The following is a 20,030-nucleotide window of genomic DNA, read 5'->3' on the forward strand; positions in this document are numbered from 1 at the left end:
GAGCTCAAATGAGCTCCTTTTGTTTTTCTTGTTAAACGAAGTAATTAATCGACTAACTTCATTTCTTGAATAATATCAGAGGCAATTTCCGGCTTAGTGCTAGTTGGTGTTGCATGAAGCTCTGCTTTAAGTTGGCCTTTACGGTTTTTAAGTCCGGTTTCTAATTTTTTAACCGCAGCGGCAATCGCTGGATACATCACTTTGTCTTCAGCTTTAGCTGAGATGCGAACACCTTCGTAGTTGGTGAAGGTTTCAACTTGGTGTTCATTATGCTGTTTAGTGATAATAATGTCGCAGCTGATTAAATCGGGGAAGTGTGAAGATATTTTATCGAATTTTCCTTCAATCTCAGTACGTGAGTCTTCGCTGAGAGAAACATGATGCGTTTGGATGTTTATTTTCATACACAATACCTTCCTGTTGAAGCGCCTTGAAAATACAAGGCAAAAATGCGGATTTCATATCCATAAGTGATTGTTATTCAAAAGCCTAAGTGCTTTCGAAGTTCGTCACTGTTCTTTCAAGCTATCAAACTTTAAGACAATAGGCAAAGAGCTTTGTTCCATTTTGTTGGGTATATTAAGTCTAGTTACAAATTCCTTTTTCGGGTGCCTGATTCGTGCTTTTTTTCGTCATGTTTGGGTTAAAACATCGACACTGAAATTTGATCTTTAATTGATGTTGATGAATTCGTTGTGCTTTTTATATAAAAAGGGCTTCAAATTTAGAAGCCCTCCGATACCCAAGTCACTTGGGTATCGCATTAACTAGCTCGTTTTAATTTTAGACCATCACTAATGCTTTTTTGCTTTGGTAAATTTCTTTTTTACAGCGCTTTTCTGCTCTTGCCATAATGAACCACATGCTAAAGGTAAACAGGGATACACACAGTAAGATCAAGCTAGCAATCGCGTTAATCTCAGGTTTCACTCCTAGGCGTACCGAGGAGAAAATTTCCATCGGTAGCGTCGTTGAGCCTGGGCCTGATACAAAGCTTGCCAATACTAGATCATCGAGTGATAAAGCAAATGCCATCATGCCACCCGCAACAAGTGATGGCGCGATCATTGGAATAGTGATTTGCATGAATACCTTCCAAGGTTTAGCGCCTAAATCCATCGCCGCTTCTTCCATTGAGATATCTAGCTCACGCAGGCGAGATGAGACCAAGATGGCCACATACGAACTGGTGAATGTGGTATGAGCTATCCAAATCGTCATCATGCCGCGCTCTACTGGCCAACCAATGAGGTTATTCATTGCCACAAATAGCAGTAGCAATGAAAGACCGGTGATCACCTCTGGCATCACTAATGGCGCGGTAACCATGCCACCTAGTAATGCTTTTCCGTGGAAGCGAGGGATTCGCGTCAATACAAAAGCTGCCATAGTGCCTAGTGCAACCGCAGAAATAGCGGTGTAAAAGGCGATTTCTAATGAGCGAAATACCGAGCCCATTAGCTGAGTATTTTGCCATAGCGAGCCATACCATTGGGTTGACCAGCCGCCCCATACTGTTACCAGTTTGGAAGCGTTAAATGAGTAAACCACCATGATGATTAACGGCAAGTAAATGAATACCAAGCCGAGCACCAACATTAGATTTGCAAAACCAAAACGTTTCATCGTTATTCCTAAACAATTCGTACTTAACTTAACCTTGAAGTTCTTTGGCTTGAGTACGATTAAAGAACATTATTGGGATCATAAGAACCACCAACATAATGACCGCTAACGCCGCCGCCACAGGCCAATCTCGGTTGTTGAAGAACTCTTGCCACAAGACTTTACCTATCATCAAAGTATCAGGGCCGCCTAGCAGTTCCGGTATCACAAACTCACCGACGACGGGAATAAACACCAACATACAACCTGCAATAATCCCGCCCTTTGACAGTGGTACAGTGATCTGCCAGAAGGTCGAGATATTACGACAACCTAAGTCTGACGCCGCTTCTAGTAAGCTTTGGTCATGCTTTACTAGGTTGGCGTACAGTGGTAACACCATAAACGGCAAGTATGAGTACACAATACCGATGTAGACCGCGAGATCGGTATTCAAAATACGTAGCGGCTCATTAATTAGCCCTAGGTGGAGTAAGAAGCCATTTAATAACCCGTTGTTACTTAAAATACCCATCCACGCATACACACGGATCAAAATGGCTGTCCAAGTTGGCATCATGATCAATAACAACAAGATAGTTTGCGTTTCTTTTTTGGCTTTAGAAATCGCATACGCCATTGGATAACCAATCATCAAACAAGCCAAGGTGCTGATCAACGCCATTTTTAGCGAGCTAAGATAAGCAGCTAAATACAATTCATCAGCACTGAGTAGCAAGTAGTTACCCATGTTGAGCAAAATGGTCAGCTGTTCATCGGCCCAACTGACCAGCTCGGTGTAGGGCGGGATGGCGACATCGGCTTGTGAAAAGCTAATTTTAAGTACGATCACAAACGGCAATAAAAAGAAAATAAACAGCCAAAAGAATGGAATTCCAATGACCAGTTTACGTCCTAGTTGTTGGAGGCATTTATTCATTGCAGAACCACACCACTATCATCTTCCCAATATAAATACACATCATCTTCCCAGGTTGGGCGTTTGACGTGACGCACGGCGTTAGCAATAAACGCTTGGACTATCTTTCCTGATGGCAATTGGATGTGATACATCGAAGAGCCACCTAAATAAGCAATGTCGTACACTTTTCCGGTTGTCCAGTTAAAGTCAGGGTGGACTAAATCCTCTGGCAATGTAGTACTGATCAACAACTTTTCAGGACGCAATGCATAAGTCACTTTTTTGTTTTCAGCTTGAGTACTAATACCGTGGCCTACATAGATTGGCTGTGGTAAATCGACACAGGCAATCGTAGCGTGATCTTGTTCATCTTCCACCAGCATGCCATCGAACAAGTTTACGTTGCCAATGAACTCACACACCAAACGGTTAACGGGCGTTTCGTAAATGTCCATCGGGCTACCAATTTGCTCAATGCAACCTAGGTGCATGATGGCTACACGTTGTGCCATGGTCATTGCTTCTTCTTGATCGTGAGTCACCATGACGCAGGTCACGCCCACACGCTCGATAATTTCAACCAGCTCTAACTGCATTTGTGAGCGTAGCTTTTTATCGAGTGCGCCCATTGGTTCATCTAGCAACAACAGTTTTGGACGCTTGGCGAGTGAGCGAGCCAATGCAACACGTTGACGTTGACCACCAGATAACTGATGTGGTTTGCGCTTGGCATATTGCGTCATATGAACCAGTTTCAACATCTCTGCCACGCGTGCGTTGATTTCTTCTTTTGGCAGTGAATCTTGCTTCAAACCAAAGGCAATATTTTGCTCAACACTCATGTGTGGAAATAGCGCATAAGACTGAAACATCATATTAATCGGCCGGTCATAAGGCGCCATGTCAGTAATATCGACACCGTCTAAAATGATGCGTCCTTCGGTTGGCTTTTCAAAACCCGCTAACATACGAAGTAAGGTTGATTTACCTGAACCTGAACCACCGAGTAGAGCAAAGATTTCACCTTTATTTATGGTGAGCGACACGTCATCGACCGCAAGTGTGTCGTCAAATTGTTTGCTTACCCGATCAATTTTCACCAAGATTTCTTTGGGTTTAGATTGACGCTCTAATGCTTTTTTGTAGGCACTGGAAGTGATGGCCATTTCAACTCTCTTTAAATTATTCTTAAAATAAAAAGGCGTCCTAATTTGGACGCCTTAATCACACTTCAACTCAAGTATGTGCTTTCGGCGCTATCGACCTGTTTTGATCTTGGTCCACGTACGTGTCATGACACGTTGAGTTTTGGCGGGTAGATCGCTGATCGTGTATATGTTTTTCAGTGTTGCTTCATCTGGGTAAATTCCAGCATTACTACCAATGTCTTGGTTTACAAAAGGCGTTGCCGCTTGGTTACCGTTGGCAGCACTGACTTCATTAGTAATGTTGGCAATCACTTCTGGTGTCATTAAGTAGTTCAAAAATACATGAGCGGCTTGTACATTTTTGGCATCGGCTGGTATAGCCATCATGTCAAAGTAACTACCTGCGCCTTCTTTCGGGATCACGTATTCAATTTTGTTGCCATTGTTTGCTTCATTGGCACGGTCACGAGCAATGAATAAGTCATTGGAATAACCGACCGCAACACAAATATCGCCATTCGCTAAATCTGAAATGTACTTAGACGAGTGGAAGTAGCTGATGTTTTCACGAATAGACAAGAACAATGCTTCCGCTTGTTTGATGTCTTCCGGCTTTTGTGTGCCAGTATCTAGCCCTAAATAATTTAATGCCGCGGGTAACATTTCGGTGGGTGAATCCAAAAATGACACACCACAGGTTTTCAGTTTTTCCATGTACTGCGGGTTAAACACCAAATCCCATGAATCGGCTGGCATATCTTCACCGAGTGCTTTCTTCACTTTATCAATGTTGTAAGCAAAGCCGATGGTGCCCCATAAATAAGGTATCGCGTATAAATTGCCCGGATCGCTAGGTGATAGTGCATTCAATAATTCTGGGTTTAGGTTTTTCCAATTAGGCAGTTGAGTGCGATCTAATTTCTGGAAAACGCCCGCGCGAATTTGTTTGGCTAAAAAGTTATTTGATGGCACCACTACGTCATAGCCAGAACGACCTGCAAGCAGTTTGGCTTCCAGTACTTCGTTACTATCAAATACGTCGTATACCACTTTAATGCCAGTTTGCTTTTCAAAATCGCTAATCGTGTTCGGCGCGATGTAGCTGCTCCAGTTATAAACGTGTAGCACTTGCTCATCTTGAGCGTAAGTTTTGCTTGAAGTAAATAAAGCCGCAGACGTGAACAAGGTTGTTACTGTCATTGATGCAGCGAACACAGTCTTTTTGAAAGACACTGAAGTTTTAATAAACATAGTAGGTCCCAAATAATGGATCAGTTGATCCAATGGTTAGCTCACCAACCTAGCTTATAGCCAGCATTCCTTTTGATTTTAGCCTTGGGAGATCACTGATTTGAGTCAGGTTGAATATAAATTAATTTAATAATTGAAGATTCAATATGACGTTTTCTGAGTTGGATGTATGAAGGGAAAAATCATCCAAACTCGTAGATTTGCAACCTGCGCCCATTAACCTTGCGTTAACGAATAGCGACACTAAATAGGCTGTTTACACTGTAAATGTTAACAGTTGAGTGTGGCGGTTGGTACTTTCTTGCGAAGAACAGGGGCGATAATAAAACGAATTTTTAAATAGTAAATCAGAATAATTTTATGGTTTCGATAAGATTTGTTTGTTGTGGGATTAACGGTGTTTCTTGTGTTTTTTCAGCCGGTTTTGATGAAAAAGTTAAGGCCGCGAGTGTTATTATTTCTTAAAAGAATAAACTTAATTTAACGATGCTGGAATTTGGCTGAGATAAGATAGGCATCTTTAGTAAGGTAATGTTATTGTTTCATTATTGTAATGGCAGAGGTGTGCAGGGAGAGATAATGTTAGTCACCAAATACTATATTGTGGGCAGTATTTTATTTTATGTGTTGGCCTTATTGTGCCCCAATTTTTGGCTGTCAATTCCGCTTGCTTGGATTGCTTTATCCTTGTCGGTTGTCAGCATCGCTTATCTATGTAACTTCCCTCACTTATTTCGTAAAAAGCCTAACGGGGTGATCCCAAATGGTATTCAACTTGTGCTTGCGCCTTTTTTGATTGGTGCGCATTACTATAATTATTGGGCGCGAACTCATGATTCGGTTGCGCCTATTCAACGTATTGATCCTCAGTTGTACTTAGCTCGACGCTTATTTACCAAAGATCTAAAAGAGTTAAAAGCTCAAGGTATTACCAGTATTTTAGATATCACAGCTGAATTTCATGGATTACAAAGCCGTAAAGCCAGTCGTGATTTTGAGTATTTCAATCTGCCAGTGCTTGATCACAAAGTGCCATCAAAGCGGAAGTTATTAAAAGCATTAGATTGGATGGATGTTCAACTCGCGGATTCTAAGAAAATAGTGGTGCATTGCGCACTAGGTCGCGGGCGTTCGGTGTTTGTATTGGCTGCTTATTTATTACGTCGTTATCCAAGAATGAGCATTGAAGATGTGATGAAAAAAATTCAATCGATTCGCAGCACCGCCAATTTGAATAAGGAGCAAATGAAAATGTTAAAGCAACTTGATAAGCAACAAGCATTAGTTTCTGAACAAACCGTGTGGCTGATTGTGAATCCGGTTTCTGGTGGGGGAAAGTGGGGCACCTATAAAGATGAAATTCTAGAAAACTTTAAAGCTAAATATCAGGTAGAAGTGCGCGAAACCACACCTGAAATATCGGCAACCGAATTGACGAAAGAGGCGATTAACTCAGGGGCTTCTTTGATTGTCGCGGGTGGTGGTGATGGCACAGTAACGGAAGTGGCGAGTCAATTAGTCCATACCGACATTGTTCTTGGCATCTTACCATTGGGTACTGCGAATGCTTTATGTCATGTACTTTATGGTATCGAGAATAAAATCATTCCAGTGGAAACGGCTTGTGGCGCTATTTTAAATGGTGAAGTGACTCAAATTGATACTGCTTTATGTAATAGCGATTTAATGCTGTTGGTATCTGGGATTGGCTTTGAACAGCAAATGATTGAATACGCTGAGCGTGAAGAGAAAAATAATGATGGCCAGCTGGCTTACTTAAAAGGTTTATGGGGTGCGATTGCCAATAATGAAACATTAACGATTCGTATCGCTTTAGATAAACAAGCACCGCAAGAATTAGACGTGAGTAGTTTAGTGGTCGCCAATGCCGCTCCTTTTACGACGCTACTTGCACAAGGTGGCGGAGAGCCGGATTTACAAGATGGTATTTTGGATATTACCTATATGCCTAGTCATCAAAGTGTTGCGGGGCGCTTATTATCGCTATCTGAACTGGCTATCTCAGGTTTACTACCTACCGCAGAGCCGATGGGGTTTGTGCATAAGCAAGCCAAAGACGTCACTATATCCAGTGAAGTCGCTTTTAAATATGTGATTGATGGTGAGCTGTATGAAACTGAACAACTTAGTATTCGCACTCAACCTCGCTCACTGAATGTGATGGTGCCACGTTGGTTTAATGAGCAGTAATATCAACTCACTAGGATCTTAACTATCCGCAGCGGGTTAATTAAGTCCGCGGGGTAGGGAGAATGTGGTTTGGCCTAGTTATTCCTATCTGTGTGATTTATTATCCCAGCCTAATTTATTTCTTTGTATGAGAACTTTTGAATATGCCTAACCACTCACCAGTGCTTGGTGCCTCGTGGATGCTAATTGCTGGCTTGTCTTTTGCTGTAGTTAACAGCGCTGCCCAGTACATTAGCATTACTTTTTCTATTCCTTCTACCACGGTTGCTCTGCTTCAATATGCGATTGCGCTGGTGGCGATCATGCCTTACTTAAAAACATTAGGTATTCGCCGTTCTCTGTATACCAAACATTTTGGCTGGCATGCGTTTCGAGTCTTTTTATCGGTAATCGGCATTCAACTTTGGTTTTGGGCGTTGGCGTATCCGGTTCCTATTTGGCAAGGCATTGCATTGTTAATGACTTCACCATTGTTTGCGACCGTCGGTTCTGGGCTATTACTAAAAGAAAATGTGGGCTGGGCACGTTGGATGGCAACCTTAGCCGGCTTTGGCGGGGCGATGATTATCTTAGAGCCTTGGTCTGATGCGTTTAGTTGGGCAACATTATTACCTGTCGGCGCGGCTTTTTTCTGGGCCTGTTATTCATTGATGGTGAAGAAAATGTCGGTTAACGATTCACCTTCTACTATGGTGGTTTACCTGCTGATCTTACTCACGCCTTTTAATATCTTATTGGCATTACCGGAGTGGTCTACCCCAACCGGTTGGAGTGTTTGGGGATTATTGATTGGTGCTGGCGTAATGACAGCGTTAGCGCAATGGGCGATTGTTAAAGCTTATGCCGTGGCAGATGCCTCTTTTGTGCAACCATTTGATTTAGCAAAATTGCCGTTTAATGTCTTTTTAGGTTGGCTCGTCTTTGATTGGATCCCGACAGGCAATTTATGGGTAGGCGCTGCAATTATGATGGCTTCGATCGTGTTTATTACTCAATGGGAGAGACGTAAGTAAATCAACGCACCTTAAGTGGTCTATAACGCAAGTGATGGTAGTTAATCGCTTGCGTTATCATTTATATGTAATAGCAATTTTTCATTCATATTATCTGTGATCAAAATCTCTTCTTTTAGTTTGTTCCTTCTTTACTCTCCCTTCTTCATTTTTTAACTGAAGATCTGCTTATGTCGACATTATTTGCCATTTCACTGACCACTGGATTGCTTTCGGGTATTTGGGGTTGGGTCGCTATTTCTTTGGGATTATTGTCTTGGGCTGGTTTTCTAGGTTGCACCAGCTACTTTGCATCGCCAATTCAGGGGCTAAAAGGTTTAGGTGTGAGCTTACTGACCAACCTTTCTGGAGTGATTTGGGCGCTGGTCATTATTCATGGCTCGCAATGGCTCGGCAGCGATGTCATTGGCTATATTCTGACAGCATTGGTTTCCTTTTTTATGTGTATTCAAGCGCAGAAACACTGGTTGAGTTTTATTCCCGGAACCTTCATTGGCGCATGTGCCACCTTTGCCGCTGATGGAAATTGGCAGTTGGTTATTCCTTCACTGTTAATTGGTGGAGTATTCGGTTACAGCATGAAAGCGAGTGGTGTGTGGTTACAGGCGAGAAGCGGTGTAAGCCTAAAACCGAAAGTGATAGAAGAAAAATGAAAGAGGCGATTTTTGTTACATCATTTCCAAGATGTTCTCTGAAAATCAATTAATAAACGGTTGTTTTTATAGCCACTAAATGCCCTTTTATTTATAATTTTTTCATTGGAAATAATTGAACTATATGGAATTTTTATGAAAGCGACCTGGTTAGGGATGACGCTATTATTACCCTTGTTAACCGCCTGTGATGTCCGTTCGGATATCACTATCAACAGCACTCAAATTAGCGAACAGCAAGCCAATACCATTAAGCAAAATATTACCTCTCAATACCCCAACGTGAGCGCGGAAGAAAAACAACAAATTGCGGATGTCGCAGTAAAAGCTATTGAAAATTTGGTGTTTGTTGAGGGTGGCAGTTTTGATATGGGCGACTTTAAAGCGCCCTGTGAAATCCCTAGTGGAACAGCTAACCGTATAGATTGGTCCCCTGAGCATAAGTGCTTTAGTGGGCCAAGTGCAACATTGGCAGGAGCTATGCACCTGCATAAAGTCACTCTAGATTCTTATTCTATAGCTAAAATTGAAACCACCTTCCCAGATATGGAGGTGATGCGTAAAGTAAATGATTTGCCTGTTGCCTACCAAAAATTAGATGGTTCTCCTTATATACGAGGAACCGATGAATATATTAAACAGTTGCAAAAGAGGGCTTCATTTGCCGCTCCTGCTAAAAATTGGCAAGACGCTAAAGATTACTGTTTATGGTTAGGCCGAGTCACTACGTTACCATTTGATTTACCAACCGAAGCGCAATGGGAATACGCCGCGCGTAGTCGTGGCCAGCATTATTATTTTGCTACCAATAATGGTTATCGTCAGCTGAGAGAAGGGAGTTATTATTCCTCTAAAACAGGATATTGGATAAATTACATTGATGATGAGGTGAATGCTTCGACAAATATAACAACTGTTGACACCTTTCCAGCGAATCCATTAGGAGTCTATGGTATGAGTAACCAGGTAAGTGAGTGGGTCAATGACTGGTATGCCAAAGATTATTACTTACACTCACCAGAACATAACCCACAAGGCCCAGAAACAGGCACGGAAAAGGTGCAACGAGATGGCGGAGGGGTAACAATGACGTTTTCTCGTTTACATTCTCCGGGTGAGAAGAAATACTATCTATCATCAAGTTTCCGTTGTGCTTTACAGCAACCTCTTCCTGCAATGCCATAGTGAAAAAGAAAAAGTCTCACATCACATATTGTGAAGTGAGACTTTAGTTTTCTTACGTTAGTTAAAACCGCTTAGCTATACATATTGACTGCTTTTTGGGGGGCGACCTATGCTGGCTAATTGCATATTGATTTGATTTCGTTTCATATCAAATTGATTGTCTTTATAGGGCGTGAATGGTCTGGTTGTGCCCTTGACCTGTGTCAGCTTGGTTAGCTTGTCTTTTTGCGCTAAGGTATGCACCCAGTCGTTAAATTCTTGCTGTTGGTTATTATCTAAAATAGCATTTAAACGGGCGAGATTATCAAATAAAGCTTTGTCATCACTTTGTTTTTTCCCCTCAGGGTTCATTCTGACTAATACTTCTTCAAACTTACGCCAACTGTATATGCTACTGCCTAGTAGGTAACAAATTGCCCGTTCTTGGTCTTTTTCCCAGCTGTCACTAAAGGTTTCAGTTAAGGTATCGAGCATCATGCCGATGGTTTCTGGTTGCAGTTTATCTGGCGTAATATCAGACCAAGCTTGTTTATTTAAAATGCGCTCAGATAGCATTTCGGCTTCAAGTTGTTGTGATTGTCTGTTATTCCAGTATTCTTCAATTTCAACTCTACCGACTTTAATAGTATTTATCAGGGTTTGAGTTGGCTTGAACATTGCACTAGCAAAAGCGACATAACTAGACTTCATCAGATATTCATACATATCATTATTTACACTCTTTAACTGCCTATAATCAACATATTGCAGCCCCTCCCAGACTACCTGAGCGAGCTCCCATATCTGTTCAAAGTTGACTGTGGCACCAAAGCCACCGCTTCCCCCAGCACCCCAAACAATACGGCCATTGCATAAGAGGTAGAGTTCGCTCCCCCTTAGTTCGATTTGGAAATCAATCCCACCACCTAGGCCAAATGCAACGTTACCTTCCGCTTTTAATTTAGCCAGCTCAGCAAAATCTAACGTAGTTTCTTTGTCTGGATGCTGCCATTCAAGGCCGCCTGAGAGTTCTCCCCCAACTTGTGCCCCTGAAAATCCTTCGGCTTTCACGCCCACTTGGCCGGTTGCTTGGTTTACGCCCATGCCAACTGATGGTGCTAGCAATATGCTATGGCCGGCTGGTTGTTGGTTATTTTGTGAATTTTGATTACTTATTCCTGCTGAACCACTGACCATTACGCCGGCAAAACAACTGAGTTTGGCTGTGCAGTTAGTACGAAAGCGACCAAAGGAATGGTTCATGGTCTGTTTGTTAGCATCGGTGTAGCTAAGTGATATAGGAAAACCCGCCTCATAAGGGAGGTAAGAAGTAAACTCTACAGAGGCTTCCGCTAGCGAATAGGCGGCCTCTGCTTTAATACCAATATCAACATTCCCCTTACTTGGCTCAAAGGTGGATTTCACGGCAGCACTGGCACCCCAACGTAGGAGTTGCGCTTCGGCGTTAGTGGCAAAGCGAGTATCACCATCTTCATTTAAGATATAATGACTGGCTTTCCACTCACCGCTATTACCCCCTTCGGCTTTCCATTCTTTAAGGACCAGTTCGATTTCTGGGTTTTCTATCTTCTTGGTGACGCCGTCTTTAATGTCTTTGATGATGGCATCTTTAAATTCTGCCACGTTGCCATCACGCAGTTTTGAAAGCATGGTTTGGTTGGTGGTTCTTTTGTGCCAATAGGTTTGCTCGCGCTCTAAAAATTCTGCGCGCACGTACATGAATTGATTTTGGCGCACCGAAAATACTTCAACAATATGTTTACGAGCTGGCTTAGTGGTTAATGTTTTACTATGAGTGAAATTCTTTAGTGTTACGGCACTTGTTGCTGGCTTTTGAGGCTTGGGGGTTGATTCTGTTAATTGTTGATAATAGGCAATTTCTTTTTCAATCGATTGTAGAACTCGCGTTTTTACATCATCAACCGAACTTTCATTTTTAAGAAAAAGGGGACGGTAGTCGGAAACAAAGCGTCGGCGTTGCTTAAGTTCTTTTAGCTTGGCTTGCACTCGTTTTGGATTGTCATCTTGTGGTGCCGAAGCTGCTTGTGTTTCACCTTTGGGTGGTTCGACAGCAATCGCTCCCGCATTTGCCGCATCAATCGCCCATTGTTTTTTCTTATTGGCATGATCAAGGTGATCTTGTTCACTGGCGGAGTTTGCATCTGGTGCTTGTTCTAACACCTGCTGAAAACCTTCGATAAGTTGTTGGGTATAAGAGGCTTCTTCTTCTAGATATTGTTGTGAACTTTCATCTAAACAATAATATTGTTTGCCTTGTTCTTCAGTAACAAACAACACATTTTTAATATCTTTGCCTTCACACTGCGGAGGAGTATCTAAAGAGCCTGTATTGCATAACGGACGTTTCGGCTCTGGTGGTGCAATTGGGCTGATTGGTTGATTGGTTTCTGCTGTGACTGGCTCTGGCAACCTGATGATATCGCCAATCTGAATCAAATCTGGATTGGGCTGATATTTAGGGTTAAGCGCCAATATTTGGTTAAAATCGACTTGTTGTTGAATTGCGATAGCCAGTAAGGTATCACCTGCTTGGACGGTATAAGTTTGGCTCATGCTAATGCCTCATGAGATTGAATTTGTTGCATAATATCTGCCATTTTATCTAGATGAGTTGGTGTCATTTTCCATGAATCTAGCTGTTTAGGGGTGAACTCTGGTGTGGACCATTGCGCTTGAAACCATTGGTTGTGATGCCAATAAACCGCATGAATTGGATAGAAGAAGTGCTGCTTTTCTTCGTCACTCAAAGCTCCGATAAATGCCAACATGGTTCTTGGTTCGTAGTATCGAAGAAAAGTGGGGGCGGCATTTTTATAGATGGTTAATCTATTGCGTAACAAATCAACAATATTACTTTGTTGAACATTTGAAGGTGCGACAAGTATGCAACCTAAAGGGGCTTGCTCAAATTGAGTTAGCCATTTGGCTTGTAGCTCAGGATAGGAGGTAATATCGACGACTACAGGACCGAAATCTAAGTGTTGATAGTGAGTGCCACTGAAAAGTAGTTCGCTATAAGGCTCACTGAGTTGGTGTTGATTGATGTGTTGGTAGAGTTCCACTTTCCAATTCGGTATTAATGATGATTCAATTAATGCGTAGATCTTCGATGTATTTGAGGAAATATCGATTAATGGATCCTTGTCCAATTCTTGGATTTTCCAATTAGGATTTAACCATGAATTTTGCATATTCCCCCCATGCCACAGTTGCAAAGCTCTATCATTAAGCTGCCAGAATCGACCATCTCAGCGTGCATGCTCGGAGTAATTGAAGCGGGCGGTGTGCTTTCTACAATTGGTGGCTCTATCCCATTTGGCAATGCTGCCATCGCGCCACTAAACCTACTACCACTGCCTGCACTACCACCAGAATTAATGTTCACGCCAACACCGACAATATGAACACCAGCTGCATCGACTTTGACAAAACTACCACCTACCTTAACGGTAATTTCTGCACCGGCTTCTATCACTACTTTGTTACCCGATTTTATATGGACTTCATTGACAGCATCATTGACGATCACTGAGCCGGATTTGATTTGTAGGTTGCCGCCAACCACAAAGGTTTGATCTTTGGTGATTTTGCTACGGCTTTCGCCCTCTACCGTTAGATTGTGATTGTTTTTGATTTGGGTGAATTGGTCGTTTTCTATTGTTAGATGCTGGTCGTGATTTACATCGGTGATGTGATCGTTGAGCGTTTCGGATTTAAAATCTTTTTGAGCGTGAACATACACTTGCTCAGAACCAGACTGGTCTTCAAAGCTGATTTCGTTAAAGCCTTTACCTTGGTGGCTTTCACTGCGCCATACAGTTTTAGTTTTATTATCTGGCAGTGTGTAGGGCGGTAGGTTTTGGGCATTAAAGGCGCGACCTGTCACAATCGGTTGGTCTGGGTCGCCGTTTAAGAATGACACAATTACTTCATGGCCGATGCGTGGAATGGCAATTTGTCCGTACTGACTACCTGCCCAGCCTTGTGAGACTTGTACCCAGCATGAACTATGCTCATCACCGTTGGAATATCTATCCCACGGAAAATGCAGTTTTACGCGGCCATAGTCATCGCAGAAGATTTCTTCGCCGTCTGGACCAACAACGTAAGCGGTCATTGGGCCATCGACTTGTGGGCGAGTCATTTGTGGCATGCGCCAGGTTTTATCGGCTGGAATGGCTTCAAATTGATTGGCGTAAGTGGTGGGTTTGCTGCCTGCGGATTCTTCAAGCGCTTGCGGTTGCTCCCCCTGATGAGTGCTCGCAACCACTAACCATTTTTTATTAAAGCTGTCATCGGTGTGTTCGCTTAATTCAAACTTAGCGCCCGTTTGTAGCTGCGGCTCATTACTTTTGCCTTTGGCAGTGTGAGCGCTGCAGCGCAGGCTATCTAAACGTAGTTGGTTGAACTCTTTGCCGATGGCGTCATCTTTAAAACGTCCCGGCGCGTCAAAATGCTCATAGGTATCACGCTGGTAGTCTATATCACTGGCTACCGCTTGTTGACTGAAAGTGTACTGCGGTTTTTTAAAACTGTTGTCACCACTGTGTGCTTCACTGACTTCAAATTGAGTGGTCTTGCTGAATTCTTTTATATACGGGGTTGAGCTGATACCACTCGCCATCACGTTATAAGGAACAGGCGCATCTAACGAGCTAATCACTTGAGAATCATCGGTGAACAATACGCTGTGTTTACCTTTCGATTGCTCAATGTGATAGACCATGCCTTCTTCGGCGGCAAGGCGATTAATGAACTCAAGGTCGGTTTCGCGATATTGCATGCAAAACTCACGTTGTTTTGGCGTGCGAGTTAGCGCAAAGGCAAAGTCTTGAATATCCATTTCTTTAAATAAGGTGGCGATGATATCCGGCACCGTAATGGATTGGAAAATACGGCTGTTATGGCGCAAGGATAAACGCTCAATTTCAGGCACTAGGGTTAAAGAATAAAAGGTGTGGTGATGACCGGTTTCACCTTGGGTGAAGTTTCGTACAATACCATTGATGCGCTGCACTATTTCGCCATCGCGATGCATTACAAGCTCAGCACTTTTATCTACCATGTCTAAAGCCGTTAAATCTGGGCGACGACTAGCAAGCTCAATCTGATAACGAAAACCATGACACCAACTACCATCAGCTTGCTGAACCGAAGAAAAGTTATCTTGTCCTTGATAGCTTCTCACCACTAACGATTCGTCACTGACGCCCTCGACGCGAATACTAAATTGTAGCCCTGCCATAGATAAACCTGCTCGTTAAATTTGGAATTCAATAGTGGTCATTTATATGATCGGTTGAACACTATGTTTGGAGTGGTCTAAGCAATAATTGAGCCATTTTTTATTTATATTTAAATCAAATGGTTATGTTTTTATGTTTTTTTAAATTAAGCAAAAACTTGCCAGTTATACGGCAAGTTTTTGCCTAGTCGATGAGTGTGGTTTTTAACCAATAAAATCCGATTAGCAGGGGAGGCGCCATAGCTCGTGTGGTCTAGGTCATAGTTTTAAATTTCCCTAAACAAAACCTGACCTGTCAATGACATGCCATTTACCGGATTTTGTCATTTTGATAAGCAGTTTTTATCGGTTATGGATTTACAGAAGTAATGGAATATACAGAGCAAGACAGAGACGCGATTTATCATTTATGGATGTCCCAAAAAGCCAAGCGTCACTTAACACAAATGGATATGGCAAAGCGTTTAGGCATGACGATCAGTGAGTTTTTTGAAGTGATCCGCGGCAAGGGCGAGATTAGCAAAAGCTTTGTCAGTCGCTTCTTTCAGCAACTAGATATTGAGCCGCATACGATTTTGCCTTCACTTAAAAACCAGATCGCGCCAGAAAATGCGGTAGTGTATTTGCAAAACCGAATTAGCATTGATGGTGAGATTCAAAATGTACAAATCGATGGTAACCAAGTGATCATTGATTACTGTTGTAAGGTTGCTAAGCAGAAGTAGTTTGGATAGAAGCAAACCAGACAGAAATAAGCACTTATCTTTATGAGTTTTTAAGTCCCTAACTTTGATTTTTCAGGTTGGGGATTTTTGGTGTTTATGAACCAAAATTTTCATATCGGTCTAAATTTTCTGTTTTTAATCAGCATAATACTCTCCCTCGTATATATTGATTTACTTAAGAAACTTACAAGCAGTGTGTGAGTAAGGGTAATTTTCATATCTATATCAAGCGGGTTTCCCATGTTATGCCGAGCTATTTTTATCATTATTAACTTATTGCTTATATCGAGTTCTGCCAATGCTGCGAAAATCTATCAGTGTGGCGAAGGAGATAGCCTGGTTTTTCAATCGTCGCCTTGTGCGGAAGATTTTAATTATGGTAACGGAGTGTCTGCATTTGATGGTTGGCAGTATGGGATGAATATTATTGCGGTAAAGGCAGAAGCAAAACGTCGAAACCTACCAATGGGCTCAAATAATATATTGCTTGGTACCCAATATAATGAAAGGATTTTGAATCGAGATCCTTCAGCTAGAGCCTATTCATATTTTTCGGAAATAGCAGGGAAGAAAGTCAGGGTTACACTGCATTTCACTCAACAGTCTCAGCTGCTTTATAAAGTTCAGGCTCGCTTTATGATTATGCAAAATACAAAGGAAGAAAAACGATATTTTTATGACAGCCTTGTTCGTTCGTTAACAAGTAAATACGGCGAGTTTATGGAAGTGACCAACTATCCAAATTCAGGCAATACATTTAGCAAGTGGATACTTAAAGATATAGTAGGCACTGCAAAGTTATGGGGCTGGAAATCTAATAATGTCATTTCATTAACAGGGAATAACTCTATAGAAAGTGCTTACGATGTTATTTATCGTTTTACTCCTTTAGTCAAATTGAATGCGACTGAAACAACCAAAGAAATTAAAGTTAATACTAATAATGACTTTATAGTTGATTCGGATAAGTTCTAATTAAAAAATCCCCCAACAGTAATGCCATTGGGGGATGATATTTCAAACGTATACTCGATTAACTTAAGGCTTCAAACTCAGCGCTTTATCAATATCTTCGGCGCTATGACGCTCTTCAATGGCTTCCCAAGCTTCGCCCATCGGTTTATTGACGATACGGCCACGTTGAACAGCAGGGCGTTCTAATACTGCTTTTGCCCAACGCTGAACATGCGTGTAACTTTGAACATCTAAAAACTCAGCGGCATTGTAGGCATTGCCTAGTACCAAGTTGCCATACCAAGGCCAGATTGCAATATCAGCAATGCTGTACTCTTCACCCGCAATGTAAGTATTGTTGGCTAGTTGCTTATCGAGTACATCTAGTTGGCGTTTCGCTTCCATGGTAAAGCGATTGATAGGGTACTCATATTTTTCTGGCGCATAGTGATAGAAATGGCCGAAACCACCACCTAAATATGGCGCAGAGCCTTGCAGCCAGAACAGCCAGTTTAATACCTTAGTCCGGTCTTCAATGTTACTTGGAATGAAGTGGCCAAATTTCTCGGCAAGATACAGCAGGATAGAGCCCGACTCAAAGACATTGATCTGTGAATCACCACTACGATCAACTAACGCTGGAATCTTGGAGTTTGGATTCACTTCAACAAAACCAGAAGAAAACTGATCACTATCGCCAATCTTAATCAGAAACGCATCGTATTCAGCTTCGGTGACGCCTTTTGCCAGCAACTCTTCGAGCAAAATCGTGACTTTTTGGCCATTTGGCGTACCCATTGAATACAGCTGAATTGGGTGCTGACCGACTGGTAGTTCTCGTTCAAAACGCGCGCCAGAATCTGGGCGGTTAATACTACCCCAAGTGCCACCTTGCTGTTCATTGGTCCAAACTTTCGGTGGAATATATTTGTTCGTCATCATCTTCCCTTTTGTTGAGTGCTACATCTATTTTTGATTATCTTATTTAGATATTAGGCTGTTTTTTCAGATTAAAAGGATAGACAGACTTTTTCCGTGATTTTGTTCAGATCTCTTAGTTATTAAAAAGAGAGTTTTTATATAGCTAAATCTTCACGCTTAAGAATCAAATTAGGATTTGGGCAATTTTTGAGGTAGAAACTTGCGTGAATGGGATCGACTACGCCGGGGTAATCATTTTGATACTCTGCCATATCACGGATGATTTGAAAGTGTAGGTGCGATGCCCAACCGCCATTTTCATGAGTATCACCAATAGTCGCGAACGCTCCACCAGCTTTAATGATTTGCCCACGTTGGAGGTTATTTAATGATGATGCCGCTAAATGACCATAAAGCGTGTGAAATACATAACCTTCTAGCTCATGACGCAAAATGATAGTTGGGCCGTAATCGCCTTGTTGCTGGTGGTTAGCAAACCCAAACACTTCACCTTCTAATGGTGCGAAAACGCAGTTTCCAGCTGGGATACCAAGATCAATCCCAATATGTAGCGTACGAGATTCACTACCCGAAAAGTTATCGGTATCTTGATAAATCATACGTTGTTCCGCATAACGACCAATCTCGACTACTGCACTAGTTTCAGCCACCTGTCTTTTTATTTCTGCTGAAAAGTCATGCTGTTCATTCACCTTGTACCAGATATCGCTACTTGGTGACAGGTCGACAATCAGCCCTTTACCAAACTGATACTTACTATCCAGAACAGGATGAAATTGATGATTTTTAAGAACAGATTCAAAAGTCATGATTACGCTTTCGCCTCTTGTAGTTCTACTGGTGATTGACGGGGTACTAGTATCATAGCCACCGTATAACCAACCGCTGCAATAAAGGTCGGCAGCATTAAATCAATATTGACGAAAATAGCCGTGAGATAGCCGGTTAATGTCCACGCTAAACCGACCATGGCACTTGATAACGCCATCGCCCAACCTTGGTCACCATCACTGGCACGATCTGACAACGCCGTAATGTATAAAGGAAACGAAGACGCCACCATAATCGATGTCCAAACCATGGCGATAACGTGAGTGGCTGGCGTCGGTGTGATCGCCAGTAAAATCATGCCTATGCCTGCACCAGTTAACACCGATTTTAGCGCGCGCCTAAGTGGCATCCAGGTGAGTAACAGACGGGGAACAAACAGCAAAGACGCAATCATCACGATGCCAATTGCCAACATGAAGTATTGGTAAAATTCACCTTCTACTGCCAGTTGCCATTTTTGCGGCAGAATAAAAGAGATATTTTGGAAATATAAACTCCAACTGAACTGGCAAATAAAGATAATAGCCAAACAAGGCAACAAACCTTTTTGACTACGTGATAATGGCGCCGCTAACGAGAATGGACTTTCTTGTTTTAAAGTAGCCTGTTTGGGAGAGGCTTGCTTTGGTAGTTGGATGATGTGTAGCAAAATAAAACAAACCACCGCAATCAATAAACAAGCATAAAAAGGGGCTTGAGGGCCATAGAGCGCAGTAAGTTTACTCCCAAGTGCTGGACCAAAAGACATTGCCGCCGTCATTACTACAGCCACAAAACTCATTAAGGTTGCTTTGGTTTTTCCCTGGCTATTATCGGCCAAAATCGCTTGAGCAATAGGCTGGCTTGCCGAGCCCAAACTGTTGATCATATTACCTGCAAACAACAAGGCCACTGAACCTGCAATAATCGCATATACCGGCATCACAAAGCCGATTGCCGCTACCACCAAACACAATGCCATCACCACTTTACGGCTGTAACGATCCGCAAAGCGAGCGATAAACGGTGTAAAAAACATCGAGATAAAAGGCGCGGCTGACATGACCGTACCAAATAATGTACGTCTATCTTCCAATGGCATCGCTTGAGCTATCGCCAGAGAGTGATCAGTTAAAAACAAATTCACATAAGCCGGAATGGTAATGAAGAACCCCGCCGAACCTAGAAAGATAATGAAATATAAAGCGAAAAGGGTGGCTTTCGGTAGTTTGACAAGTGGTCGTACGGCTTGGTTGGTCATTGCATTCTCCTAAATGATGAGGCCATTTTACTGGCTCGCCATTGGGAATGCTATTTATTATCAATATGCATTGATGATTGCAAA

17 protein-coding genes are annotated in these 20,030 nt (G+C 42.3%); 6 read left to right on the forward strand and 11 right to left on the reverse strand.

What is annotated here, in order from left to right; genetic code table 11:
• Positions 1-44: 44 nt before the first annotated feature.
• From raiA to L3V25_RS01730, 5 genes are all read right to left on the reverse strand, one after another.
• A complete protein-coding gene (gene raiA, locus L3V25_RS01710; RefSeq protein ID WP_089123897.1) occupies positions 45-404 on the reverse strand; it encodes a ribosome-associated translation inhibitor RaiA in 360 nt (119 codons plus the stop codon).
• A gap of 379 nt (positions 405-783) precedes the next feature.
• Positions 784-1,626: an ABC transporter permease subunit gene (locus L3V25_RS01715; RefSeq protein ID WP_237293777.1), complete on the reverse strand. Its 843-nt coding sequence runs from the start codon at positions 1,624-1,626 to the stop codon at positions 784-786.
• A gap of 28 nt (positions 1,627-1,654) precedes the next feature.
• Positions 1,655-2,545 (reverse strand): ABC transporter permease subunit, encoded by an 891-nt coding sequence (locus L3V25_RS01720; RefSeq protein WP_237293778.1) that lies wholly within the window; start codon positions 2,543-2,545, stop codon positions 1,655-1,657.
• Entirely contained in the window at positions 2,542-3,693 is a 1,152-nt protein-coding gene (gene potA / locus L3V25_RS01725) for a polyamine ABC transporter ATP-binding protein (protein ID WP_237293779.1), read from the reverse strand. Before potA ends, L3V25_RS01720 begins: the two co-directional genes overlap by 4 nt.
• Positions 3,694-3,783: 90 nt before the next feature.
• The gene (locus L3V25_RS01730) at positions 3,784-4,926 is read right to left on the reverse strand and encodes a polyamine ABC transporter substrate-binding protein (protein WP_276574033.1); all 1,143 of its coding nucleotides are present in this window, start codon (positions 4,924-4,926) and stop codon (positions 3,784-3,786) included.
• A gap of 579 nt (positions 4,927-5,505) precedes the next feature.
• Between L3V25_RS01730 and L3V25_RS01735 the strand changes: the two genes are divergently transcribed.
• From L3V25_RS01735 to L3V25_RS01750, 4 genes are all read left to right on the forward strand, one after another.
• The gene (locus L3V25_RS01735) at positions 5,506-7,137 is read left to right on the forward strand and encodes a diacylglycerol kinase family protein (protein WP_237293780.1); all 1,632 of its coding nucleotides are present in this window, start codon (positions 5,506-5,508) and stop codon (positions 7,135-7,137) included.
• Between the two features lie 143 nt (positions 7,138-7,280).
• The gene (locus tag L3V25_RS01740) at positions 7,281-8,150 is read left to right on the forward strand and encodes a DMT family transporter (RefSeq protein WP_237293781.1); all 870 of its coding nucleotides are present in this window, start codon (positions 7,281-7,283) and stop codon (positions 8,148-8,150) included.
• 170 nt (positions 8,151-8,320) lie between these two features.
• The gene (locus L3V25_RS01745) at positions 8,321-8,803 is read left to right on the forward strand and encodes a DUF1097 domain-containing protein (RefSeq protein ID WP_237293782.1); all 483 of its coding nucleotides are present in this window, start codon (positions 8,321-8,323) and stop codon (positions 8,801-8,803) included.
• Positions 8,804-8,938: 135 nt separating this feature from the next.
• A complete protein-coding gene (locus tag L3V25_RS01750; RefSeq protein WP_237293783.1) occupies positions 8,939-9,988 on the forward strand; it encodes an SUMF1/EgtB/PvdO family nonheme iron enzyme in 1,050 nt (349 codons plus the stop codon).
• Between the two features lie 75 nt (positions 9,989-10,063).
• Here L3V25_RS01750 and L3V25_RS01755 read toward each other — a convergent pair whose 3' ends face one another.
• Genes L3V25_RS01755 through tssI form a run of 3 tightly spaced genes read right to left on the reverse strand, consistent with a single transcriptional unit; the run spans position 10,064 to position 15,254 of the window.
• Positions 10,064-12,562, reverse strand: coding sequence for a LysM domain-containing protein (locus tag L3V25_RS01755; RefSeq protein ID WP_237293784.1), 2,499 nt, complete (start codon positions 12,560-12,562; stop codon positions 10,064-10,066).
• The gene (locus L3V25_RS01760; RefSeq protein ID WP_237293785.1) at positions 12,559-13,200 is read right to left on the reverse strand and encodes a DUF4123 domain-containing protein; all 642 of its coding nucleotides are present in this window, start codon (positions 13,198-13,200) and stop codon (positions 12,559-12,561) included. Before L3V25_RS01760 ends, L3V25_RS01755 begins: the two co-directional genes overlap by 4 nt.
• Positions 13,182-15,254 (reverse strand): type VI secretion system tip protein TssI/VgrG, encoded by a 2,073-nt coding sequence (tssI, locus tag L3V25_RS01765; RefSeq protein WP_237293786.1) that lies wholly within the window; start codon positions 15,252-15,254, stop codon positions 13,182-13,184. Before tssI ends, L3V25_RS01760 begins: the two co-directional genes overlap by 19 nt.
• A 368-nt stretch (positions 15,255-15,622) precedes the next feature.
• Here tssI and L3V25_RS01770 point away from each other — a divergent pair, with 368 nt between their 5' ends.
• Positions 15,623-15,979 (forward strand): helix-turn-helix transcriptional regulator, encoded by a 357-nt coding sequence (locus tag L3V25_RS01770; RefSeq protein WP_237293787.1) that lies wholly within the window; start codon positions 15,623-15,625, stop codon positions 15,977-15,979.
• Positions 15,980-16,366: 387 nt separating this feature from the next.
• A complete protein-coding gene (locus L3V25_RS01775) occupies positions 16,367-16,954 on the forward strand; it encodes a hypothetical protein (RefSeq protein ID WP_237293788.1) in 588 nt (195 codons plus the stop codon).
• Between the two features lie 63 nt (positions 16,955-17,017).
• Here the strand turns inward: L3V25_RS01775 and yghU are convergent, their stop codons facing one another.
• The 3 genes from yghU to L3V25_RS01790 form a co-directional block, all read right to left on the reverse strand.
• Positions 17,018-17,872, reverse strand: coding sequence for a glutathione-dependent disulfide-bond oxidoreductase (gene yghU, locus L3V25_RS01780; RefSeq protein ID WP_237293789.1), 855 nt, complete (start codon positions 17,870-17,872; stop codon positions 17,018-17,020).
• 137 nt (positions 17,873-18,009) lie between these two features.
• On the reverse strand, positions 18,010-18,684 hold the full coding sequence (locus L3V25_RS01785; RefSeq protein ID WP_237293790.1) for a peptidoglycan DD-metalloendopeptidase family protein: 675 nt from the start codon (positions 18,682-18,684) through the stop codon (positions 18,010-18,012).
• A gap of 2 nt (positions 18,685-18,686) precedes the next feature.
• Positions 18,687-19,946, reverse strand: a complete 1,260-nt coding sequence (locus tag L3V25_RS01790; protein ID WP_237293791.1) for an MFS transporter — start codon at positions 19,944-19,946, stop codon at positions 18,687-18,689.
• Positions 19,947-20,030: the final 84 nt, after the last annotated feature.

This window comes from Vibrio sp. CK2-1 (assembly GCF_021726515.1).
Classification (GTDB): domain Bacteria; phylum Pseudomonadota; class Gammaproteobacteria; order Enterobacterales; family Vibrionaceae; genus Vibrio.